Source organism: Streptomyces sp. NPDC001156 (assembly GCF_053598275.1).
In genome coordinates, this window is the sequence record NZ_JBSFJX010000029.1 from 49,834 (window position 1) to 67,522 (window position 17,689).

Consider the following 17,689-nt stretch of genomic DNA (forward strand, 5'->3'; position numbering starts at 1 on the left):
CTGGAAGACGCCCCCTGATGACTGCCCGGCTCAGCCTGTATCAGAAAGCCGAGCAAGAGCTTTACAAGCTCGACCGCTCGGTGAAGGCCAAGTTCTACGACTTCTCCCACCGCTTTCGGGAAAACCCGCACGGCAACGGACTGCAGCTCAAAGCTCTCAAGGGCGACTCACAGATCTTCTCCGCGCGGATCGACGACTCCTACCGCGCCCTGCTCACCCGCACCGGAAGCGACGCACACGGCAACGAGAGCTGGCTGGTCATCGCGGTCCGCCACCGCCGCGACGTCTACGAGCAACTCTCCGTCGCCATCAACCGCGTCTCCGGAGAGATCGAGTTCGTCGACCTCTCGGTCGTCGGTGAAAACGCCCTGCGCCGCGCCGGTATCCGACTCGTCCCTGCCGAACCGGACACCACCAGCCCCGCACCCACCCCAGCACCGGATGAGCAGCCCGACATCGAGCCGGACACCCAGGCAGCCCCGCTGCTGGCCGGGCACTCCGCGCAGCTGCTGCGCGAACTGGGCGTCGCCGAACCGCTGATCGACCTCGCCCTCACCCTCACCGACCCCGCAGACCTCGACCGCCTGGTCGCGGGAGCACCCCTGCTGTCCCAGGACATCCTGTATGGCCTGGCCGCCGGGATGAGCCCGGGCGAGGTACGCGCCGAAATCACCGCCGCGGTCGCCTCACCCGAGAAGATCGACCTCGCCGACTTCGGCGCAGCCCTTGCCCGCACCACCGTCACCACCGTCGACGACGCCCTGCAAAAAGTCCTGGAAGACGGCGACTTCCAGGCATGGAAGGTCTTCCTCCACCCCACCCAGGCGCGCCTGGTCGACCGCGACTACAACGGCCCCGCCCGGGTCTCCGGCGGCCCCGGCACCGGCAAAACCATCGTCGCCCTGCACCGCATCCACCACCTCGTCAAGCAGCTCAAGCCGGGCCGCGACAAGCCCATCCTGCTGACCACCTTCACCAAGAACCTCGCCGCCGACCTGCACGCCCGCCTCAGCGACCTCATCGGCGCCCCCGACCTGATGGCCCGGGTGGAGATCACTCACATCGACGAGCTCGCCTACAAGGTCATCACCGAAAACGCGCTCACCGGCCGCACGAGGCGCCGCGTCGATGACCGCACCGCCCTCGACGAGATGCGCACGGTTCTCACCGAACTCGGCCAGCAGGCAGCGTGGGAACCCGAGTTCCTCATGGAGGAGTGGGAGCAGGTCATCCTCGGCCAGTCCGTGACCACCCGCTCCGCCTACTTCCAAACGCGCCGAGCCGGCCGCGGGCACCCCCTCACCCGCCCCGAGCGAGCCGCCATCTGGAAGATCCTCGACCACTTCACCGCCCGCCTCGACAAGAAGGGCATCGAGACCTGGGGCCAAGCCGCCGAACGCGCCGCCCGCTACGAGATGGAACGCGCCGCCCGCATCCACGCCCGCCAGACGTACAAGGATCAGGTCGGCGGCCGCGACCTGATCCACCGCGACGCCGACGCATCCATCAGCGACCTCAAGCACCGCTACAAGCACATCGTCGTCGACGAAGCACAAGACCTACGCGCCGCCCACTGGAAGATGCTGCGGGCGATGGTCGCCCCCGGCGACAACGACCTGTTCATCGCCGGCGACACCTACCAACGCGTCTACGACAACCACGTCTCCCTCGGCTCCCTCGGCATCAACGTCCGAGGCCGCTCCGCCCGACTGTCCCTGAGCTACCGCACCACCAAGGAAATCCTCGCCCAAGCCCTGACCGTCATGTCCGGCGAAACATACGACGACCTCGACGAGGGAACCGACACCCTCTCGGGCTACCGCTCCGTACTGCACGGCCCCGTTCCCGAGCTGCGCGGCTACACCACCTGGGCAGAGGAACTCGACGGCCTCGCTACCACGTTGCGCACCTGGCGCGACGAACTCGCCACCAGCAACAATGCCGCGGCACACGACCAGGGGGGTCTGATCGCCGTCGCGGTCCCCGACCGCGACACGGTCAGCCAAGTCATCTACCACCTCGCCACCCAAGCAGGCCTCGACTGCGCCCAGCTGACCTCGGACGGCCCCCGGGGTGGGGGAGCGGTTCACGTGGGAACCATGCCCCGCTTCAAGGGACTGGAGTACCAGCGCCTTCTCATCGTCGGCGCCAACGACAGGCTCGTGCCCCGGATGGAGGCAATCGAGCGGTATCGCACCGAGGACCCCGCACGCTACCGCCGCGAGCTGCGCAAAGCCCGCTCGATGCTGTTCGTCGCCTCCACCCGCGCCCGGGACGCCCTCACCATCACCTGGCACGGCGATCCCAGTCCCTTCCTCGCCAAGACCACCGCCGACCTTGGGCAAGCCGACCCCAAGTAGCCCCAAGGGGAATCTGGTGCGCCTCCCGCTCAGCGGCGAACTGCAGCGGGAGGTGGACCCGGAACGACATCCGTCGGTCACCCGCCAACGCGGGGGTGCAGCGGACAGCAGGCGGTAGACGTTGTGCCGGCCACCGTCCTCCCTGCCGACGCGAGGGAGCCCGCCGACGCGGGAGCCGCTGCGCGTGGGGCACCTGCAGGGGGACGCCACCATGCCGGGCGCGGTGTTACCCAAGGGCCCATGTGGCAGCTGCACCGCCCGGGCGACCACCCGCGCGGCGGGAAGTCATTCAGCTCGACGACGGGCTACACGGCGGAGCTGACGCCGATGCCGCAACTCCCCCTGGAGGTAAGGGGCGGGGCGCACGCCGGAACCGCGCGATCACGGTCAGCGCCGTCGACGGAGGTGCGCGCGTATCGCACTCCAACTCCAATTTCGGCCCCGTGAGCAACAGTTGCTCGGCCAGGCCGCCCTCTAGAGATGAAGCTGTCGCGCCGAATCCTCGTCAGGAGGCTTGAAAGCGCGCTAAGTTGGAAGCATAACTTCACATCCTCCACATCGACCGCGTCCCACCGCATGGGGGCCGCAGTCAGACCCTAGGAGACCACTATGCTCACTGAGCAGGCGCAGCATGCGCTGAAACTGCTGTACCGCCGCGCCAAAAACACCGGCGACGCCTTCAATCTCGAGCGCATCGACCGCGCCCTCGACGAGGTCATCCGTCTCAACTCGGACGCTCCCGCCGCACACCAGGTCCGCAGCGCCTGGGCACACGCTGGCACTGTCCTGCGCGAGCGCCGCGCCCTTGCTCCCGTCACTCCCATCAGCGAGACCGACTCGTACCGCGAACCCGGCGCCCTCGACGAGGAGTTCGCAGCCACCGACCTGCGAGCGTGGCTCCAGACCACGAACGCGCTGACCGCATCGCAGCGCACCGTGCTGCGACAGCTGAGCGCTGACCAGGACCCCTCTGACCTGGCTGCCGAGCGCGGTCTCTCCCTTCCGCGGATGCGTGAGCAGATATCTCGGGCTCGTCGACATGCCCGTAGCGCCTATGCCGCCGAGGTCGTGGCGGCGTGAGAACTCCCCGTCTTTTGCGCCTGCGCCCCTGGGTGGTACGCGCCATGATTCCCGACCAGCTGATCGGCACCTATGTGCTGTTCCGCAACGGCACGGAGTACTACATCGGACGCAGCGACACCTGCCTGCGTCGCCGGCTGCTGGCGCACTGCACCACCGCCCGCGCCGACTACTTCACCTACGACGTACACCCCACCCCGGAACTGGCGTTCGCCATGGAGTGCAGCCTCTTCCACGGGTACCGCCACCACCTGGCCAACGTCCTCCACCCGGACCGACCCGACCACCAGAACCCGAAGTGCCCGTTTTGCCTGGATAGCCTCGCCAGCACGCTCACGGGCCGGCTTCGAACCAAGAATCTTCGTAAGTAACCCAGAACACCTCAAAGGACCACTGCTATGAGTATGAAGCCGACCTTCCAGGGCCCCGATGCGGGTGGCCCACAGCCCACCCACACCTCGCAGGCCGCCATCATCCAAATCGACACCGCCTTGGAGTCCATGCGCGATTCCGGCTTCGACCTCACCGCCGCGGCCGGCGAGCCGATCGACAACTCCATCGAAGCCGGCGCAGCCCACATAAAGATCGCGACCACCTTCGGCCCTCAGAAGCGATCTATCGAGGAGATCGCCTTCGCTGACAACGGTCGGGGCATCAAGTCCGAGATCCTCGCTCACGCGCTGTCCATGGGCTTCAGCACCCGGTACGGGCAGAGGGGCAGCCTGGGCCGTTTCGGTGTTGGCCTCAAGCTTGCCGGCCTCAGCCTCGGTCGCCGCATCGACGTCTACACCAAGCTGGCCGGCGACGACACCATCCGGCACGCCTACCTCGATCTGCAGGAAATCAGCAAGAAGCAGCAGACCCACATCGAGGCCCGCGAGGTGTCGGGGTGGCCCGCCGCCTACGAGCACTTGATGCGCAACCCTGACGGGGCACAGGTCGACTCCGGCACCCTGGTGATCTACGGAAAGATCGACAAGCTCACTGCTGGGGGCACATACGGCACCGGCCTGGACGAGAAGCTTGCCGACCTGCGCAACTTCATCGCCCGGGCATACCGCAAGTTCCTGGACCAGGGGCTGATCATCCAGCTCAACGACGTGCAGATCACCCTCTTCGACCCGCTGTTCCTCCTGGACAACCCGCGGATCCTCAAGCGGCACCCCAAGGAGGACATGCACGGCACGGTGATCGACGCGTCCGACATCCCGATCGCTGACGGCCACTCCATCCACGTCACCGTCACTATCGCGCCCGCCGTCTTCCGATGGAGGACGGGCGAAGGTGGTTACAAGGACCGAGACGGCCGGGATATTCGCGAATACCAGATCCCGGACAGCGCTGGAAAAATCAGCATGGTGCGCAACGGCCGTGAGATCAACTACGACATCGTGCCCAAGCTGCTCCCTGCCGGCATCGACAAGGTTGACCGCTACATCGGCATCGAGGTCACATTTCCCGCCGAACTCGACTCCTTCTTCCAGGTCCGCAACGTCAAGCGCGGTGCCGTCCCCGTCGACAAGCTCCGCCAGGAGCTGCGCCAGTGGCTCGACCGGCCGGTGCGGTCCGCCCGCCGCGCTATCCGCAGCCACTGGGGAGAGGTCGAAACGCAGGAGCGTGCCGCCGCACAGGCACACGCCGAAGCGACGGCGGCCGCTGCTCGCGCGGAGAAGACTGCGCCCATGGGGCAGGCAGGCAAGGAGCTCACCGACGAGGAGACCGAGCAGATCCTGCAGGATCTCCTAGAAGATCTGGGAGTCTCCGACGATCAGGAGAAGGCAGAGGAGGTTCGAGAGCAGGTCCAGCAGAACCCCTTCACTCTGGTCGACGGGGCATGGCGCGGCAAGGAAATGTTCGACATCGACCACCTCAACGGCAAGGCAATCATCCAGCTGAACCACCGCCACCCCTTCATCCGCGACATCTACGACCGGCTCAAGGCCGTCGCCGACGATGGCGCCAACGGCATGGAACCCGAAGAGCTCATCGCGCTCATCCGCAAGACACAGACCGCTCTCGACACCCTCTTCTTCGCGTACGCCAAGGCGGAGAACATGCACCCCAAGCCCGACCAGTTCGACGACCTGCGCAGCTACTGGGGACAGTTCACCCAGTCCTACCTGCAGGAGCTGCGCAACGAGGAGTAGTCACCTCGCCCTCCCGGCGCTCCTCAGCCCACGCCCCGAACCACGGTTCGGGGCGTGGGCACTGGCTCCAGGCCGACTCGGTCCACGGGCCTTGCATGTACGGCACCATCCAGCGTCCGCATCGCGTTCCCCGGGACCGATGCTCAAGCGTGACCCGCTTGACCACGCCCTGACCATCGTCAAGGCCCATACCCCGCGCCCAACCGGCGTCCTGGTACTGCTGGACGCGGACGACGACTGCGCCGCCGAACTGGCCGGCATCTTGCGCAGCCACGCACAAGCCACCCACCAGGCCATCGACCCGCTCCTGTCCGGAACCGACGCCGTGCTGCTCGCCCCCACCGCGGGCGGCAAAACCGAAGCCGCCACCTTCCCCTGCTGTCCCGGATGGCCGCCGAGAACTGGACCGGCACCTCCATCCTCTACGTGTGCCCGCTCAAGGCGCTGCTCAACAACCTGCTGCCCCGCCTGGAGACCTACACCTCCTGGCTCGGCCGCACCGCCGCCCTGTGGCACGGCGACGTCACCCAGCCCAAGCGCAAGGCCATCCTGCGCCAGCGTCCGGACATCCTGCTGACCACGCCGGAGTCGCTGGAATCCATGCTCGTGAGCGTGAATGTGGACCACCACGCGTTCTTCGCAGGCTTGCGGACGATCGTGGTGAATGAGGTCCACGCCTTCGCCGGTGACGACCGCGGCTGGCATCTCCTGGCCGTCCTGGAACGTCTCCAGCGCGTTGTCGGACGACCCGTGCAGCGCGTGGGGCTGTCCGCCACCGTCGGCAACCCCGAGGAACTCCTGCACTGGCTCCAGGGCGCAGCCGCCAGCACCCGCCCCGCACAGGTCATCGCCCCGCACCTGCACGCCCAGCCCGACACGCTCTCAGGCAACGGGTCAGGCGCCCCCGCAGGGCCGCCACCCGGCGAGGTCCAACTCGACTACGTCGGCTCCCTCCACAACGCCGCCACCGTCATCGCCGCCCTCCACCGCGGCGAGAAACGCCTGGTCTTCTGCGAATCCCGACGCCAGGTCGAAGAACTCGGCGAAAGCCTGTGCGCCAAGGGCATCACCACCTTCCTCTCCCACGCCTCCCTATCCGTGGACGAGCGCCGCCGCGCCGAGGAAGCCTTCGCCGACGCCCGCGACTGCGTCATCGTCTCCACCAGCACCCTCGAACTGGGCATCGACGTCGGTGACTTGGACCGAGTCATCCAGATCGACGCCCCGAGCAGCGTCGCCTCCTTCCTCCAGCGCATCGGACGCACCGGACGACGCCCCGGCTCCACCCGCAACTGCCTCTTCCTGGCCGTCAACGAAAGCGGTCTGCTCTGCGCCGCCGCTCTGCTGCTGCTGTGGTCGAGGGGCTGGGTCGAACCCGTCGTGCCCCCGCCCGAGCCACGCCACATCGTCGCCCAGCAGATCCTCGCCCTGTGCCTGCAAGAACACCGCATCGGCGACAAGCTCTGGCAGGAATGGTGGGACGGCCTCGCCCCCTTCGGCCCGAGCGCCGAGCCCATCCTCCGGCACCTGGTCAGCGAGGGCTACCTCGACCAGGACGGCGGCATGCTCTTCATCGGCCCCGAAGCCGAACGCCGCTTCGGTCACCGGCACTTCATGAACCTCACTGCCGTCTTTACCGCCGACCCCGAATTCACCGTCCTCAACGGGCGCACAGAAATCGGCAAGACCGACCCGACCCTGCTCACCGAGGAGTGCGCCGGACCGCGACGCCTGCTGCTTGCCGGCCGCAGCTGGCAGGTCACCTACATCGACTTCAACCGCAAACGCTGCTTCGTGGAACCCGTCGACGGCGGTGGCAAAGCCAAATGGAACGGCGGCGGCCTGCCCATGTCCTCCTACGACCTGACCCGCGCCGCCCGCGAAGTCCTTCTCGGCGAGGACCCGCCGACCACGCTCACCCAGCGCGCACAAAGCGCCCTGGCACAACTGCGTGAGCAGGGCACGGAGACTGTTCACCCCGGCGGCAACGTGATCATCCGCGATGGTGCGGGCAAGGACCTGCGGTGGTGGACGTGGGCTGGCCACCGCGCCAACGTCACCCTGGCCGCTACCCTCGCCGGCATCGCAGACCCCCTGCAACGAGGCAACGACCTGTACGTGCGGCTGCGCTCCGACCTCACCCCACACATCTGGAAGCAAGCCACCGCGGACGCCCCCGACCGACTCTGCCTCCCCGAGGTCGACCCCCGCGCCCTCAACGGCCTCAAGTTCAGCGCCGCCCTGCCGCAACGCCTCGCCGGGGCGACCCTGGCCGCACGCCTCGCCGACCTCGATCACGCTGCCCAGACGCTCATGGAACCAGTGCGCTTCGTCGCCGGTTAGAACAACGCGGTCGTACGGGCTGGGCGGTGGGCGTAGTCGGGGATCCGCTGGCATGGAGCGGCAGTGACTTCGTGGCGGGCGGGCGGATGGTTACCGCTGTGCGGTTGCCACGTGGATAGCGCTGCGGATCCTACGGTCGACGGTGCGGTCTTCGGCGAGGGAAGAGAAATGCCGAGCGCAGTCGGGGTGGTCGCGCAGTCCGGCGGCAGCGATGCCTGCGGCGTCCCCGTGCAGGGAGCCAAGCCAGGGCCTGATGTCGTCTTGTGGCTGCCACTGGTCCCAGGCGCCATCCCAGGTACACATGGCACGAATTGCCTCGTCGAGAAGGTCCCAGGATTCAGTGCGGGCGGCGTCGGCAGCCACGCGGTGGAGCCAGGCGACGGCACGGTCGGCTTCGTAGAACTCGACCCGGTTCCTGCCGTCGCCGTGGACATGGCCGGCCATGGCACGCGCCAGGTCGATGCCCTGCTGAGGGTGACGGGACAATGCGGGCGCTGCGTGTTCGAAGGCGAGCTCGGGCAGGATGTGCAGGTAGAGCTCGTAGTCGTCCGGGTTGCTGGCAATCAGGTCCAAGAACGCATCTGCGGCTGCTGGGTCGGTCGGTGATTCGGCCAGCAGGGCCTCGGCCCGCTCGATGGGCAGCTGCGGCGGCTCGTCGAGCTCGCGCTCGATAAGAGCCCGGAACTCCGCGACGGTCTGCGGCCGCAGCCGCGGGTCGAGGTGGGTGGCAGCCCGTACGACACTGCGCCACGGGCTCGATGGCGGCGGCAGCAGCGGCACGTTGGGCTGTGGGGCGCGACCGGTGAGGATCCAGCCGATGACCTGGCCTAGGCTGTAGATGTCGCTGGCGAAACCGGCATGATGGGCGTCCACCGACAGTTCAGGGGCGGCAAAGCCGGGAGAGCCCAGTCCGGCGCCAGTGCGATTGGCTTCGGTGGTCTGGCCAAGGGGGCGACGCACGAGCCCCCAGTCGGCGAGCCTCCACCGGCCGTCCAAGAGTAGAATGTTGGCGGGCTTGATGTCCCGGTGCAGCCATCCGGTGCCGTGAGCGTGTGCCTCGGCGAGCACGCTAGTAACAGCGTCGACCAAGGCACGCAGTTCCTTAGGCCTCTGAAGTTCCATCTGCCGCTCTTCCGCGGTGGCCTCGGCGAGTGGCATGACGAACCAGGTGTGGTCGGGGGAGAAGTCGAGCACGGGCATAACGTGGGGGTTTGCCCCCAGCCGCTGGGCTATCTCAATCTCCCGGTGCATGCGCATAGTCTTGGACCAGGACGAACTGCGCCTTTTGAAGACGACCACGACGCCTGTCGGTTTGTGCGTGGCTCGGAAGACTTCGCCCTGGCCGCCGCCGTCGAACGGGAGCCGTTCCAGGGCGTAGTCCGCGCGGGTGCCGCGAGCTGCCTGCCGTACCTGCTCGTAGGCAGGCAGTCGAAGCACGGGTGATACCCCTGCCAGGGCAGTCTGGACGGCGGGCTCAGCGGCAGACTCTGCTCGTGGCCGGTGTCCGGTGATGCGCATCACGACGGGCTGCACCAGATGGGGATCGTTGGTCGGCACCGAGCCGAGCAGGTAGGCCGACCCGTCGGGGCTCTGGGTCAAACCGAAGACGTCACCCAGCCGCGCCTCCGCCAGGCACTCGCTAGTGCCCGCAAGGACATCAGTTCGGTACACGCTGACGCGGTTGCCCGAGCCATCCGCCGACGCGGTCACCACACTGTTCCTCCCTGTCACCAACAAATGGGCGGGGTAGTGACCAGCAGTATCGATCCACTCTTCGCGGGAGCCGACACCGGTGCTGCGGCCTAGATCGACCACGGTGGAGGACCCGCTGGCCGCCAGGAAGAACCGACGCTGCTCCAGCCATCCCGCTGACAAGACGGTGGCGGGGAACCCGACGGCATAGCGCAACTGGCCCCCCAGAGCTTCTCCGGCGCGGGTCAGCGCGAGCGTGGATGCGCTGGCACCGGCGCCGAAGGTCGCACCAGAACCGGACAGCACCCAAGTCTCTGCTTCAGGCCCGGCCAACAGGACAGAGCCGGGCTCGAATGCACCAGCGACCACGGTCAGCGCCCCCTGGTGCCAGCGCACCAGCGCGCTGCCGCACAACACGAGGAACGAACCGTCCCGCCGCACGAGAGGGGAGCCGTAGCAGCCGGGCAGGGGCAGCAACCAGCGGCACAAACCCCGAGCCGTGTCGACCTCGGCAACGCCCCGCTCAGTCGTAAGGACAAGCTGCTCGCTCCTATAGGCCATGCCCAGCGGGCGCACCGCCTGCGCTGTGCCGACCAGCAGGAGTCGGGCCGATACCCCGGACGCCGCCTGCGCCGCAGCCGAGACGGGGCTGACCAAATGCGCCGAGGGTGTCATCCCAAAAGGTTCGGGACCGGGGTCCCGGACTAGTAGGTCCGTCAAAGGTGTGAACAACTTGCCCCTGAGATAGGCAGCATGTACCAGTTCTGCCAGCGGCTGGAGGCCAGCGATCGCCGCCTCAAGGTGGTCCTGGTCAAGGACAACCGCATCCTCGGGTAGTTTGGCCAGGGTCTGCGAGGAAAGCTGGCCCCCAGAACTCCTTGCCAGTAGCAGCACCCACCGGCCCAGATGCGGATTTCGTCCGGGAATATCACCTACCGGGACGAAGAGTTTCTGACCAGGAGCATCCTCGAAGATCACCCGCAGTGTGTAGCGGTGACCCCCGTGCTCGAAGACGCTTCCGCCCTCGTTCTGCCGTGCGTCCGGGTCTGTCCTCCGAAGCAGGGCGCTGACGATGTCCAAGCACTGCTTGTACTGCTCGGCCCTAGGCAGCTCATCACCACCCCGCCACTGGCCGTACTCAGCCAGCAACTGCCGCTCATCCTCCACCCCGAGACCCCCGCTGCAGAACTATGCCCATAGCGCAGTGCGCCAGGGCTCATTCTCGCGCATCTCGCAGGGCGATGAGTATGATCCGTCCACGGCTCCTTGCCTCTGCCTCGGCGGCCGGTCCTGCACGGGGCATGCGGGTGCGGGCCCCGCGGTGATCGCGGCTTTTCGGCGTGGCGGAGAAGAGCAGACGACGCGGTCGCGCCGGAAAATGTCGGTGTTTTGGCTGTGGCTGTGCCCGACGGCTGGACTGTCTGCGCGGTGAACAGCCGCCCCAGCTACCATCGACGGCCCAGCATCGACACTGATGAGCCTGCCGGAGGCCAGGACGGGCGTCTGGATGCCGGTCAGATGCAGCCAGCCCGGGCCGGTACGAGAGTGAACAGTGTGTCGAACGCGGACAGCCGTGCACCTCCTCCGCCTTCCTCGGCGACCCCGGCTGATCCTCTGGCCAACTGGACATCATTCATTCCGGTTGGCTATTTGCCTTCCGAACTGGCCTCGAAGGCATACCCTTTTCGCTTATGCCAGGCATAACCGATCAGCACCCCCCTCACAAGTACGACACCTCCCGTTGGGAGGACGACGGACCCCTCTTGCCCGGCAACCGGTTCAAGAAGTTCCTACGCAAGGGGATCGAGAGGGCGACCGGCCGCCTGGGTGTGGTCAAGCACATCCACGGAGACGACACACGCAGGCAGCGCTTCCACAACGAAGCTCGGTTCATGCACCAGGAGAGTGGCAACCCGGGCATCCTGCCGGTGTGGGACGTTGACGATGCCCAGGGCACCGAGCCCCGCTGGTAGCCATGCCGCACGCAGAACTCCTGAATAACGCCCTGGGAGACGATGCGACCCTCCTGGATGTGGTCACGCATATCACCTCGCTTGCCGGGACGCTGACCGCTCTGGCGGACCGGGACATCTACCACCGGGACATAAAGCCCGCCAATCTCTTCTGGTATGGCGACGCACCCGTCCTTGCCGACTTCGGGATCGCAGCGATCGCGGGGACACCGGCTGGACTCACCCGCCCCGGAGAGAAGCTCGGGCCGGCGAACTTCATCGCGCCCGAGATGCTCGCCACCGAGGGGGACCATGAGCGCGCCGACGTCTATTCGCTGGCCAAGACCCTCTTCATCCTCGCACTGCCCAAGAATGGGCCCTACCCGCCCCACGGCACGCACCGCGCCGACATGGAGGAGTTCTCCCTGTGGCAGCACAGCGGCAGCCCCGGGCTGAACCGACTGCTTCACCTGCTGGAGGCAGCGACCCAGTACAGCGTCGCCGAGCGACTCACGATGGCTGAGTTTCACGATGAGCTGCGCGCCTGGCTTGCTCAGTACTCCGCTGACTCCAGCCGCTTTCACGCGCGAGTCCGCAACCGGGCGTACCGGATGGGCTTCGACGTGATGATTCCAAGCCAGGAAAAGTTGCGGCGGGACACCGAGGAAACCCGCCGGATGATGCTGCCCTGCATCAGGCGCATCGCCGAAGCCCTGATCGGTCGAAGCGATGCGTGGAGTGAAGAAGGCGACCACACAGGCGGCGATGTGGTGCTCGGCGACTATCGCTGGGAGCCCAACAGTGAGGAAGGCTTCGTTCCCGACGGGGGAACCCTCTGGATGGCCACTGACCCTCGTGATGGGTGCCGCATCGTCCTGCGGGCAATCCTTGACTACCGGGTGTGCTTCACTGCGGAAGCTCAGCAAGGCGGCACCCCTTGGACGCTGGGACAGCAGTGGGGACCTACCCCCTGGCAGCGCCCGCGGATGCCGCAGACCGAAGCACAGGTCACCAGGCTGACAGACGACGTTGTGCAATGGATCGCTCAGCATCACCCCGGGCATGTACCGGCGCAGTAAGCGACCCCATATTCACGGCGGTCGGACGAGCGGCTGGTCGTCGGGCCCCGGTGCCGGGCCGCGTGGGGGAGGGGATGGGGCGGCCGGGCACCGGGGTGGGGGCCCGCCCCCTGCCTTACATCGGGGGAGCGTTGAGGCAAGGGACGGGGGCTTTGGCTGCCGCGGGGATCAGGGGAAGGGGAGGTCGCCCAGAGTGATGACGGTGTACGCGCGGAGTCGGCGCACCATCTGCGAGGCGAGAAACCAACGCAGTCCCGGATGCCCGTAAGGCAGCGCCGCGTCGCTGGCGGGTAGCGCCTGGAGTCCTCCGTCGCCGTACTGGTAGGGGGTGCCGATCACTCCGTATAACGGTGCGCTCTGCACAAGGAACACGGTCGGTCGGCCGTCGAGGTGCGGACACTGTTCCGCCGCTGCTCGGGCGTGCCGGAGGCAGACCGGGGGCTGCGCGGTACGCACCACCGCATCCTGCGGCCGCACCTCACCCGGTCCGGCGAGGAAGACGATGCCGTGGCGGGTACGGGCACTCTGGGCGCACACCTGGCAGCGCAGCTGCTCCATGCACTCGCGCTGGCGGGAGGGGTGGACCATCCGCCAGCACGGCCGCCCGATGGGCAGGCCGTCGGCGTCGATCGTTTGGGAGCAGCGGCCCCACAGCACCCCCCGCAGATCGCGGTCCTCCTTGAGCTCGTCCCAATAGCCCAACTGCAGGTGCCCGTCAGGGCCGCGCATGCCGCGCAGCGAGGACAGCAGGTCGGGGCGCTCGCCGGCGCGGCTGGTGATGTAGGGCACGAGCCGGCTCGTGGCCGGGTTCGCTGCGCTGGCTGTACTCGCGCTCATCGGACGCTTCCTATCGAGGTGAGGGTGTGTGAAGGGTGTGGTGAGGTGCCGCCCCAGACTCGACCTGTCCAGGGTGTGGGGATCTGAGGCGGGCGTGTGGGGGCCCCGCCCGTCGCGGCCCTGCTTGAGACGCTCGCACCGGGATGGCCGGACTGGCTGGGCTGCGACCTGCGGCCGGGGCGGGGGTGGCGGCGCGGCGTTGCCCCTCCGCGCCGCCCTGGGGTTCCGGCCTGTGTTCAACGGGGCGGTGGTATTCGTCAGCGGCGGCGAACGGTGTGGGCGCACCGGGTGTGGATGCGGCCTGCACAGGCGGCTCCACCGGAGGCACTGACATGCCCGTACGGCATGGAGTCCTCACGGTCTCTGATCGGCTTGTCGCAGGCCAGGCACATCTCCACGCCGGTCAGCGCCTCGTAGTGGTCACACAACGCCGTAAGGGAGCGCGCGAGCCTCCGGGCGTAGGCCACAGCCCGGTCCGGCCCGTCGCCGGCGGCGGCCCGCAGCTTGGCGCGGGCCTCGCCGATGCAGGCGAGGGCGCAGTACCGGGGCACGTCATCCATGGGCAGTTTCCCGGCCGCCTGCTCGATTTCGGGGATGATCAACTGCATGTGGCCGCGCAGCAGACCGGTCAGCCCGGCCAGTTCCTCGCCCTCCGGTGATTCGGTGGCCGGCCCGATCAGGCGGCTGATGCTGCGGCGCATGGTGTCGATGTCGACGGGCTGCGTGAGGGCTGCTGTGGTCACTGGGAGTTCTCCGATCCCCAGCGCGGTCCGAGCACGCGGCGGACGGCCTGTGCCAACGCTGCCGGTGGCACCAGCCGTGCGCCCCGGCACGGGTGGAGGCGGCGGTGGCGCTCTGCTTTCTCCCCAGACGCTCCGGGAGGGATACGTGCTGCAAGAGCGCGGATGCCGTTGGTTTTCCGGGTGTTGGCGCCTGCGGCCGACGCGGATAAGAGTGCGGCCCTGGTGGTGTGCTGTGCTGGTGGGCCAGAGCGTGCACCACGAGGTGGCGTCGAGGCGGGACCCAACCTGTGCCTACCACGCGGGGGCACGCGCTGGTGGCAGCTGGGTGTCACTGCGCGCGGGGCAGCGGTCGGGAATCGTGTGGTCGGCATCGTGCGGCTCCTCGGCACCAACGGCGATCAGGGTGTGTACCACCATGGCCCTCTACGAGAGCTAATTCGAGGACTTCAAGAGGTCTTTCGCGGCGCAGAAGCGGACTTTCTGTGGCTTCCCATGGTGGTGGCTGGTCAAATAGAGGGCTTTGGCTGATACTTGTGTCAGTGCTCAAGACGGAGGTGAGACCAGTGGCACGCCCCGCAGGTAACACGCGGCTCAAGTCGGCCCGTATGGCGGCCGGTTACCACTCGCAGCAGGCTCTCGCGGACGCCCTCAAGGTGGGGGTCCGGCAGGTCCGCAGGTGGGAATCCGACACTCCGCCGTGGCCGCAGCCAGACGTTGCCCAGGCTCTCACCCGGCTGCTGGGCCAAGACCTTGAATCCCTGGGGTTCGCGGCATCGGACGGGCCGCGGTCCGACCGTGTGCGCCGTGCTGTCCTCGCCGATACGGCAGCCGGCGCGGGTCTGCCGGTCGTCCCCACGCAGGCTGTGCCTGTGCAACCCGCCTCGGTTGCACAGGACTTCATGGCCGTTACCCGCTCCCACCGCCGCCTGTACTGGTCGGTCGCTCCCGCCACGCTCCATCCCGCCGCCCTGTCCCACGCCGCGTTGGGGTGCGCCCTGCTCCTGGAGACGGCCGGCCAGACCCGAGAGCGCACCGCGGCCGCCCTCGGCGAAACGTGGCTGCTGGCTGCACGTATTGAATTCTTCGACCTCCGTGACGCCGACCGTGCGCAGCAGACCCTCGTCCGCGCCCTCCAGGCAGCAGGCGAAGCCAACGCACCCCTGCTCGGCGCCGGCATCCTCGCTCATTCCGCGTTCATCCCCGCGTGGGCGGGCGAGCGCGATGCGGCCCTCGAGCGGATGACCGCTGCCCGCACCTACGCCCGCCGCGGCCCGGCCTGCGCGAACCTGCTGGCATGGCTGGACGCCGTCGAAGCCGAATGCGAGACACGCTGCGGCAGCACCCGCAAAGCACTCCAGTTGATCCAGCACGCCGAAGACGTCCTCGCCGCGGGCAGCGACCACCCCAGCCCCGAATGGCTCGACTGGTTCAACCCGGTCCGGCTCGCCGCCTTCAAAGGCAACACCCAACTGAAAGCAGGACACCTGCCCCAGGCCCGCGAGACGCTGCAGAACGCCTTCGACGCCCTCAGCCCCAGCGACGACAAACAACGCACCGTCGTCCTCGGCGACCTCGCCGCCGTCGAGGCCGCAGCCGGCAACCCAGACGAAGCGTGCCGGCAGGCTCTGCGTGCACTGGATGGCCTGGAACGCGCCTGGTACGCGATGGGCATGGACCGGGTGCGAGAAGTCCGCCGGGCCCTGGTTCCGCACCAGCACGAGCCGTGCGTGCGCGAGCTGGACGACCGGCTGTACGGCTGGTCGACGGCGATCAGCGCGCTGAGCCGTTGAACTGGGCGATCAGCCCCGACAACTCCAGGAGACTCTCGACCCTGAACGTCGGGAGCTTCTCCGCTTCCTCAGTCCGCCACTGGATCGTCGCCCACGGCCCGCGCCGCACCAGCGCCGTATGCAGCCCCGCCTGATGAGCCGGACGGATGTCGTTGTCCACCCGGTCCCCGACGTACAGCATCTCCCCGACGCCCACCGGCACCACCTCGGCAACACGCTCGAAGAACTCAGGCGCCGGCTTCGCGGCCCCCCAGTCGTCAGAGGTTCCGATCAGGTCCACATCCTCGCTGAACAGCTCCCGCAAGATCCGGCCGGCACGCACGGTCTGATTCCCGGCGATCCCCAGCCACAGACCATCGGCACGCAGGGCAGCGAGAGCGTCGCGGACGTCGGGGTACACATCGGCCTCGCCGAAGGTCTCCGGCTGTCCCGCTACCGCACGCCGCTCACGCTCCGTATACAGGTCGAAGCCGGGCCGGAACTCCTGGAACGTCTCGCGGTAGTCGCGGCCCTGGGCGATGACGGCGCCGAACATCGCATGGAAGGTGTGCCGCGGTACACCGAGCCAGTCGGCCCACGTGCCGTACTCCGTGGTCTCGTCCACGAGGCACTCGCCGACATCGAAGATCACAGCGCGAATCATGCTGGCAGCGTAACCATGTCACTCTCTCATTCGGCATCGAGTGCGGGTCTCGCAGTATCCGGCAGAACTACGAGGGTGGATCCGAGCCTTGGCAGTCCGAGGTCCTTCGACGGCAGTCCTTCGGAGACGAGGAAGCGTTCGACAGCGGTCGGACTTCCGATGACCGCCAGGCCATCGCCGTCGGTGATCAGCTGAATGTCGTCATCCATCGTCGGCTCCTGAAGTGGCTCTTCGCAGTTGAGGGCGTGGGCGGTGTGCGCGGTGGTGGCCGGGTAGGGGTCGAGGCCTTCCGATGATGGAAGTTCTCACACTGCCCATCTGGAAGACCTCGATGTGCCTGACGCTACCTTCGCCTGCCCTGACCTGACTACGTTCTGTCGCCTCGATGAGCTCGGCTTGGAGGTGACCGGGCAGCGTGTGGAGCCGGATCGGGCGGTTCTTGCCTGCCGCGTCGTGGGCGTCGAGACGGACGGCTGGTGCCGCCGCTGCGGGTGTGAAGGAGCGCCACGGCACACGGTCACGCGGCGTCTTGCGCATGAGCTGCTGGGCTGGCGCCCGACGACGTTGCTGGTCACGGTCCGCCGCTACCGGTGCATCGGGTGCGGGCACGTGTGGCGGCAGGACACGTCCAGGGCGGCCGCGCCGCGGGCCAAGCTCTCGCGCCGGGGTCTGCGCTGGGCGCTGGAAGGGATCGTGGTCCAGCACCTGACTGTCGCGAGGGTCGCCGAGGGCCTGGCGGCGTCCTGGTCGACGGCCAACGACGCGGTCCTGGCCGAGGGCAAGCGCGTGCTGATCGACGACCCGACCCGGTTTGACGGCGTGCGCGCGATCGGGGTCGACGAGCACGTGTGGCGCCACACTCGCCGCGGGGACAAGTACGTCACCGTGATCATCGACCTGACCCTCGTGACCGCACTGTACGTGAGGATCGACGACGAGTGGGCGGGGATCGCCCGCCTGCCCGGACGGCCGCCGAAGCTCAGTCACTCGGAGTTGCTGTGCCTGTGTCGAGGCGAGTGGCCA

General features: G+C 67.9%; 12 protein-coding genes and 3 pseudogenes. 10 read left to right on the top strand and 5 right to left on the bottom strand.

Annotated elements, in window-relative coordinates:
* Positions 1 to 17 precede the first annotated feature (17 nt).
* From ACWDA7_RS17130 to ACWDA7_RS17150, 5 genes and pseudogenes are all read left to right on the top strand, one after another.
* A complete protein-coding gene (locus ACWDA7_RS17130; protein ID WP_450605117.1) occupies positions 18 to 2,360 on the top strand; it encodes a UvrD-helicase domain-containing protein in 2,343 nt (780 codons plus the stop codon).
* Positions 2,361 to 2,969: 609 nt separating this feature from the next.
* Entirely contained in the window at positions 2,970 to 3,440 is a 471-nt protein-coding gene (locus tag ACWDA7_RS17135) for a hypothetical protein (RefSeq protein WP_450605119.1), read from the top strand.
* Positions 3,441 to 3,484: 44 nt separating this feature from the next.
* Positions 3,485 to 3,811 carry a GIY-YIG nuclease family protein gene (locus ACWDA7_RS17140; RefSeq protein WP_450605120.1) on the top strand — a complete coding sequence of 109 codons (327 nt, stop codon included), beginning with the start codon at positions 3,485 to 3,487 and terminating at the stop codon, positions 3,809 to 3,811.
* Between the two features lie 27 nt (positions 3,812 to 3,838).
* Entirely contained in the window at positions 3,839 to 5,587 is a 1,749-nt protein-coding gene (locus ACWDA7_RS17145) for an ATP-binding protein (RefSeq protein WP_450605121.1), read from the top strand.
* 250 nt (positions 5,588 to 5,837) lie between these two features.
* Positions 5,838 to 7,930, top strand: a pseudogene (locus ACWDA7_RS17150) (DEAD/DEAH box helicase).
* A gap of 90 nt (positions 7,931 to 8,020) precedes the next feature.
* On the opposite strand, the gene ACWDA7_RS17155 reads toward ACWDA7_RS17150, so the two are convergent.
* A complete protein-coding gene (locus ACWDA7_RS17155) occupies positions 8,021 to 10,702 on the bottom strand; it encodes a serine/threonine-protein kinase (RefSeq protein ID WP_450605122.1) in 2,682 nt (893 codons plus the stop codon).
* A 611-nt stretch (positions 10,703 to 11,313) separates the two neighbouring features.
* Here ACWDA7_RS17155 and ACWDA7_RS17160 point away from each other — a divergent pair.
* Together ACWDA7_RS17160 and ACWDA7_RS17165 are read left to right on the top strand one after the other, a co-directional pair.
* Positions 11,314 to 11,595 (top strand): hypothetical protein, encoded by a 282-nt coding sequence (locus ACWDA7_RS17160; RefSeq protein WP_450605123.1) that lies wholly within the window; start codon positions 11,314 to 11,316, stop codon positions 11,593 to 11,595.
* 2 nt (positions 11,596 to 11,597) lie between these two features.
* On the top strand, positions 11,598 to 12,653 hold the full coding sequence (locus ACWDA7_RS17165) for a protein kinase domain-containing protein (RefSeq protein WP_450605124.1): 1,056 nt from the start codon (positions 11,598 to 11,600) through the stop codon (positions 12,651 to 12,653).
* Positions 12,654 to 12,821: 168 nt separating this feature from the next.
* Here the strand turns inward: ACWDA7_RS17165 and ACWDA7_RS17170 are convergent, their stop codons facing one another.
* A complete protein-coding gene (locus ACWDA7_RS17170; RefSeq protein ID WP_450605125.1) occupies positions 12,822 to 13,490 on the bottom strand; it encodes a hypothetical protein in 669 nt (222 codons plus the stop codon).
* Positions 13,491 to 13,747: 257 nt separating this feature from the next.
* Positions 13,748 to 14,233, bottom strand: a complete 486-nt coding sequence (locus ACWDA7_RS17175) for a DUF6415 family natural product biosynthesis protein (protein WP_450605126.1) — start codon at positions 14,231 to 14,233, stop codon at positions 13,748 to 13,750.
* A gap of 563 nt (positions 14,234 to 14,796) precedes the next feature.
* Between ACWDA7_RS17175 and ACWDA7_RS17180 the strand changes: the two genes are divergently transcribed.
* Positions 14,797 to 16,023, top strand: coding sequence for a helix-turn-helix domain-containing protein (locus tag ACWDA7_RS17180; protein WP_450605127.1), 1,227 nt, complete (start codon positions 14,797 to 14,799; stop codon positions 16,021 to 16,023).
* On the opposite strand, the gene ACWDA7_RS17185 is transcribed toward ACWDA7_RS17180, so the two are convergent.
* Both ACWDA7_RS17185 and ACWDA7_RS17190 read right to left on the bottom strand, forming a co-directional pair.
* Entirely contained in the window at positions 16,004 to 16,666 is a 663-nt protein-coding gene (locus tag ACWDA7_RS17185; protein WP_450605128.1) for an HAD family hydrolase, read from the bottom strand. The genes ACWDA7_RS17180 and ACWDA7_RS17185 overlap by 20 nt on opposite strands.
* 26 nt (positions 16,667 to 16,692) lie before the next feature.
* Complete coding sequence (locus ACWDA7_RS17190; protein WP_450605141.1) at positions 16,693 to 16,875, bottom strand: hypothetical protein; 183 nt, start codon at positions 16,873 to 16,875, stop codon at positions 16,693 to 16,695.
* 124 nt (positions 16,876 to 16,999) lie between these two features.
* On the opposite strand from ACWDA7_RS17190, the pseudogene ACWDA7_RS17195 reads away from it, so the two are divergent.
* Both ACWDA7_RS17195 and ACWDA7_RS17200 read left to right on the top strand, forming a co-directional pair.
* Positions 17,000 to 17,575: pseudogene (locus ACWDA7_RS17195) on the top strand (ISL3 family transposase); the annotation flags it as partial.
* Positions 17,552 to 17,671: pseudogene (locus ACWDA7_RS17200) on the top strand (IS982 family transposase); the annotation flags it as partial. The pseudogenes ACWDA7_RS17195 and ACWDA7_RS17200, both read left to right, overlap by 24 nt.
* Between the last annotated feature and the right edge of the window lie 18 nt (positions 17,672 to 17,689).

What these genes read in the sequence shown, in the direction of transcription:
- ACWDA7_RS17130 (WP_450605117.1), top strand. Translation starts at nt 18, where the DNA reads ATGACTGCCCGGCTCAGCCTGTATCAGAAAGCCGAGCAAGAGCTTTAC.
- ACWDA7_RS17135 (WP_450605119.1), top strand. Translation starts at nt 2,970, where the DNA reads ATGCTCACTGAGCAGGCGCAGCATGCGCTGAAACTGCTGTACCGCCGC.
- ACWDA7_RS17140 (WP_450605120.1), top strand. Translation starts at nt 3,485, where the DNA reads ATGATTCCCGACCAGCTGATCGGCACCTATGTGCTGTTCCGCAACGGC.
- ACWDA7_RS17145 (WP_450605121.1), top strand. Translation starts at nt 3,839, where the DNA reads ATGAGTATGAAGCCGACCTTCCAGGGCCCCGATGCGGGTGGCCCACAG.
- ACWDA7_RS17160 (WP_450605123.1), top strand. Translation starts at nt 11,314, where the DNA reads ATGCCAGGCATAACCGATCAGCACCCCCCTCACAAGTACGACACCTCC.
- ACWDA7_RS17165 (WP_450605124.1), top strand. Translation starts at nt 11,598, where the DNA reads ATGCCGCACGCAGAACTCCTGAATAACGCCCTGGGAGACGATGCGACC.
- ACWDA7_RS17170 (WP_450605125.1), bottom strand. Translation starts at nt 13,490, where the DNA reads ATGAGCGCGAGTACAGCCAGCGCAGCGAACCCGGCCACGAGCCGGCTC.
- ACWDA7_RS17185 (WP_450605128.1), bottom strand. Translation starts at nt 16,666, where the DNA reads ATGATTCGCGCTGTGATCTTCGATGTCGGCGAGTGCCTCGTGGACGAG.
- ACWDA7_RS17190 (WP_450605141.1), bottom strand. Translation starts at nt 16,875, where the DNA reads ATGGATGACGACATTCAGCTGATCACCGACGGCGATGGCCTGGCGGTC.